Consider the following 3429-nt stretch of genomic DNA (forward strand, 5'->3'; position numbering starts at 1 on the left):
ATAAAGATCTATACGACCTTCCTGCAGAAGAAGCAGCTGAAATCCCAACAGTTGCAGAATCTCTACAAGGTGCTCTAGCAGCACTTAACGAAGACCGTGAGTTCCTAACTGCTGGTGGCGTATTCTCTGACGACTTCATCGATTCTTACATCACTCTGAAATCTGATGACGTACAGCGCGTGAACATGGCTACACACCCACTTGAGTTTGAACTGTACTACTCAGTTTAATCCTTAGTCGGTTAGCATGTAATTCTTACTGCAATAAAAGCTATTGCAACATGTAAGAAGCACTAAAAAATATTAGGCTCGCCTCGCAGGCGGGCCTTTTTTCTATTCTCCCTCCCCCAGCTTCCTCGTACCATATCTTAAACAAAAGCCCTCAGAGGCTGTTGCTATAAATACAATAAAATCAATAACAAAACTAACGTCAAACGTGAAAACACCTAACGGTGAAAAGAGGCTAACGATATGAAAAACATACTGTTCCTAATCGGATTAACAGTCGCATTCTCGTGCTCTGCTCAAACGGTGTACACCTGGGAAGATGAGGATGGTGTGCTTCACTTTAGTGATACCCCTACCGATCAAGGTGCGGAGGCTCTGCGCCTACCTGACGTACAAGCTTCCGCGCCTGCTCCTAAATTTGAGGCTTCAACGCCTGTTGACGCTGCAGATCCCTCTACAACTAAAATGGCAACACCAGTTCAAGCTCAGGAAAAAACGGATAACACGAAACGAGAGGTACCCGCTCAGTTAGCCCTCAGCATGCTGACTCCAGTTCATGATCAAACCATCCGCAGCAACCGTGGCTTAATCCCAATAAAAATAGAACTCAACCGCAAGCTTGGTATTGGAGAGCAGTTGCAATTGATGCTCGATGGTCGTCGTTATGGCGCTCCACAAACCCAACCTAATTGGGAATTGAAAGGTATCGATCGAGGCACTCACACCATTGCAATTCAAGCACATAGAAGCGGCAAGCTTATTGCATCTACTAGTCCAGTCACCGTGTATTTACATCGAGCGACGCTCAAGTAAGCCAATGTGTTAAAAGAGGCCAAATTACCTCTACTTTTCACCTGATCGAAGCAGCTTTCAGCGACTCTAATGAATTATCTTTAGCTTCTGGTTGATATGCGCCATACTTGAACTTAGCTTCGCACCAATTTGGTGCAGTGAGAAAAACACCAGTTCAAGGACGAAATAGTGAATCGATCAGCCAAAAGCGACAGCATAGATACACATCATCTTTCCAGCGCCATTCTCGACAATATGGTGACCTCAACATTGATGCTCGATGAGCAACTGTATGTCCGATACGCCAACCCGGCGGCTGAACAACTCTTTTCGCAAAGTGCACGACGTATCGTTGATCACCCTCTGAGCCAACTTATCCAGCACGCCTCACTGGATTTAGCGCTGTTGACTCAACCGCTACAAAGTGGCCAAAGCATCACAGACAGCGACGTTACCTTTGTGGTTGATAACCGCCCACTAATGCTTGAGGTAACAGTGAGCCCAATCTCTTGGCAGCGAGAAACGCTGTTATTGGTTGAGATGCGCAAGATAGACCAACAAAGACGCCTCAGCCAAGAGCTCAACCAACACGCACAACAACAAGCGGCTAAACTATTGGTGCGTGGATTAGCCCATGAGATTAAGAATCCATTGGGCGGATTAAGAGGAGCCGCGCAGCTACTTGGTAAAATGCTCCCTGATCAGTCCCTTAATGAATATACGCAGATCATTATTGAGCAAGCCGACCGCCTGAGAGCTTTGGTCGATCGCCTGCTTGGCCCACAGAAACCGGGGACCAAATCGGAAGAGAACCTTCACCAAATACTTGAAAAAGTAAGGCAACTCGTCGAGCTAGAATCAGGTTCAACACTCGTCATCGAACGAGACTACGACCCGAGCCTACCGGACATCTTGATGGATTCAGCACAGGTAGAACAAGCCATGCTCAATATAGTGAGCAACGCAGCTCAGATTCTGAAGGCTCAAGAATCAGGAAAAATCACCATTCGCACCAGAACGGTGCATCAAGCAAACATTCATGGTCAGCGACACAAACTCGCCGCTCGCATTGAGATCTGCGACAACGGCCCGGGTATCCCCGATGAATTGAAAGACACCCTGTTTTACCCAATGGTCAGCGGACGAGAAGGAGGTACAGGGCTAGGGCTATCGATATCTCAAAACCTGATCGATCAACACAATGGGAAAATTGATGTTGAAAGCTGGCCGGGCAACACCACATTCACGATTTATTTGCCGATATAAGCAAAGCTGTGTCTCCCACTGGAAACAACGTTTCATTGGCAACACTGAATACCGAACAATAAAAACAACAATGATTATCACAATAGATTTGGCTGCAAAGGATTTGAATTATGAGTAAGGGATACGTTTGGGTCGTCGATGACGACAGCTCTATCCGCTGGGTAGTAGAGAAAACACTTTCATCTGCGGATATAAAGTGTGAAACATTTGCTGATGCAGAGAGCGTATTACTTGCTCTTGAGCGCGAGACACCAGACGTTTTGGTGTCCGACATTCGCATGCCCGGCATTGACGGTATTGAGCTTTTGCATCAGGTTCATCAACGCTCTCCCGACCTGCCAGTGATCATTATGACCGCGCACTCAGACCTTGATGCTGCGGTCAATGCTTATCAAAAAGGCGCTTTTGAGTATCTGCCTAAGCCGTTCGATATCGATGAGACACTGACTTTAGTAGAACGAGCAATCGCCCACAGCCAAGAGCAAAAGCGAGAACAGGCGAGTGAAGCAGTAGAAGACACCAACGCGCCAGAAATCATTGGCGAAGCGCCTGCGATGCAGGAAGTCTTCCGCGCCATTGGTCGTTTGTCTCGGTCATCCATTTCCGTGCTAATCAATGGTGAATCAGGTACAGGCAAAGAACTAGTCGCACACGCCTTACATCGTCACAGCCCAAGAGCGAAAAAGCCCTTTATCGCCCTGAACATGGCTGCGATTCCCAAAGATCTCATCGAGTCAGAACTGTTTGGCCACGAAAAAGGCGCCTTTACCGGTGCTAACAGTGTTCGCCAAGGACGCTTCGAGCAAGCCAACGGGGGTACTCTGTTTCTTGATGAGATTGGCGACATGCCACTCGATATTCAGACTCGACTACTGCGCGTGCTGTCTGATGGCCAGTTTTATCGCGTAGGTGGACATTCTGCGGTTAAGGTCGATGTTCGTATCGTTGCCGCAACCCACCAAGATCTTGAGCGCTTAGTACATGACGGTGGTTTCCGTGAAGACCTTTTCCATCGACTCAACGTTATCCGAATCCATATTCCGGCACTGCGCGAACGTAAACAGGACATTGAAAAGCTGACTCACCACTTCCTAGCATCAGCCGCTGAAGAGCTTGGCGTAGAAGTGAAGACACTACACCCAGA

The 3429-nt window shown here is 47.7% G+C and carries 3 protein-coding genes and 1 pseudogene; all 4 read left to right on the forward strand.

Going from position 1 to position 3429, the window contains the following annotated elements; translation table 11 throughout:
- Positions 1 to 230 (forward strand): annotated as a pseudogene (glnA, locus tag AB4653_RS08290) (glutamine synthetase); the annotation flags it as partial.
- Positions 231 to 470: 240 nt separating this feature from the next.
- Positions 471 to 1040 (forward strand): DUF4124 domain-containing protein, encoded by a 570-nt coding sequence (locus AB4653_RS08295; RefSeq protein ID WP_009848038.1) that lies wholly within the window; start codon positions 471 to 473, stop codon positions 1038 to 1040.
- A 168-nt stretch (positions 1041 to 1208) separates the two neighbouring features.
- Positions 1209 to 2285, forward strand: coding sequence for a nitrogen regulation protein NR(II) (glnL, locus tag AB4653_RS08300; protein WP_012602997.1), 1077 nt, complete (start codon positions 1209 to 1211; stop codon positions 2283 to 2285).
- A gap of 110 nt (positions 2286 to 2395) precedes the next feature.
- Positions 2396 to 3429 (forward strand): nitrogen regulation protein NR(I) (gene glnG, locus AB4653_RS08305; RefSeq protein ID WP_372103799.1); only part of this gene is annotated, 1034 nt, incomplete at its 3' end.

The organism is Vibrio sp. 10N.222.48.A3, assembly GCF_041475345.1.
Lineage (GTDB): Bacteria > Pseudomonadota > Gammaproteobacteria > Enterobacterales > Vibrionaceae > Vibrio > Vibrio tasmaniensis_A.

Coding starts and splice junctions, on each gene's coding strand:
- AB4653_RS08295 (WP_009848038.1), top strand. CDS start 471: ATGAAAAACATACTGTTCCTAATCGGATTAACAGTCGCATTCTCGTGC.